The sequence below is a fragment of the Roseateles sp. P5_B10 genome (genome assembly GCF_056400485.1).
Map to the genome: position 1 here is coordinate 1 of NZ_JBFULE010001140.1, position 1,313 is coordinate 1,313.

The 1,313-nt window shown below is 68.1% G+C and carries 2 protein-coding genes; one reads left to right on the top strand and one right to left on the bottom strand.

From position 1 onward, the window contains the following. Nucleotides 1-19 precede the first annotated feature (19 nt). Complete coding sequence (locus AC1DU6_RS31535) at nt 20-643, top strand: glutathione S-transferase family protein (RefSeq protein ID WP_056201274.1); 624 nt, start codon at nt 20-22, stop codon at nt 641-643. On the opposite strand, the gene AC1DU6_RS31540 is transcribed toward AC1DU6_RS31535, so the two are convergent. Further along, nucleotides 640-1,313: response regulator (locus AC1DU6_RS31540; protein ID WP_477862115.1), on the bottom strand; the 674-nt coding region annotated here is incomplete at its 5' end. The genes AC1DU6_RS31535 and AC1DU6_RS31540 overlap by 4 nt on opposite strands.

A 1,313-nucleotide genomic window follows, 5' to 3' on the forward strand; every position in this document is an offset into this window, starting at 1 on the left:
CCTTGCCTGCCCTATGACGATGAAGTTGATCGGTTCTCTCGCCAGCCCTTACGTGCGCAAGGTTCGCATCGTGATGGCCGAGAAGAAGCTCGATTACCAGTTGGTGCTTGAAGACGTCTGGGGCAGCGACGCCATCCTGAAGATGAACCCGCTGGGCAAGGTGCCCTGCCTGGTCATGGAAGGCCAGGATTCGATCACCGGTGCCGTCTTCGACTCGCGCGTCATCGTCGAGTACGTGGACACGCTGTCACCCGTGGGCAAGCTGATCCCCGAGCGCGGCCGCGAGCGCTGTGAGGTGCGCACCTGGGAGGCCCTGGCCGACGGCATCGTCGATGCCGGCATCCTCGTGCGCCTGGAGCGCACCTGGGCGCACCGCCCCGCGGAGCAGCGCAGCCCGGCCTGGATTGACCGTCAGCTGACCAAGGTCAACGCCGCGTTGGCCGCGATGAGCCAGGGCCTGGGCGAGAAGGCCTGGTGCTCGGGCAACCATTTCTCGCTCGCCGACATCTCCGTCGGTTGCGCCCTGGGCTGGCTGGAATTCCGCTTCCCGGAGATCAACTGGCGCGAGGACTACCCCAATCTGGCTCGCCACATGGACAAGCTGTCCCAGCGCCAGAGCTTTGCGGACACCGTGCCGGCCTAGGCGATCAGCAGTTCCCGCGAACGCACATGCAGCAGACGCACCAGGCGCCAGATGCGGCGCTCGATCTCGGCAACGTCCAGCTTCCACAGCGTCGCGATCTCGGCCAGTAGCAGGCCTTGCGCCAGCAGCGTCAGCAGATGACGGCTGGCCTGGTCGATCTGGCGGCCGGCGGGGCTGGCATCCAGCGGCGCTGCGGCCTGGCGGGCCGTGACGATGGGGCTGCGCTCGATGCCGAATGCCGCCAGGGCCTGGCGGGCCAGCTGAGGGTTGAACATGGAGCGGCGTTCATGCAGGCGAGTCAGCGCCTGGACGAGGCCGGCACCGCTGCCGTCGTCCACGTGATAGGCATTGGCGCCGGCACTCAGCGCGGCGAACAGCTGCAGGTCATCGGCCGTCGGCGTCAGCAGCAGCAGCTGGGGCCGCACCGGCAGGCGGCCGAGTTCATGGGCGACACGCATCGCATGGCTGTCGACCAGGCGCAGGTCGCTAGCGACGATGTCGGGCGCCAGCGCGGCGAGTTCGTCCAGCGCGTCGGCCAGCAGGGTGCTGCTGCCGGCCAGCTCCACGCCGTCGGCCTGCAGCAGCAGCGAGCGCGTGCGCTGCAGCGTGGGCTCGCTGAGACGGAGGAGATAGACGGTGGGCATGATGCGCGGATGTAACCGCTGCGCAT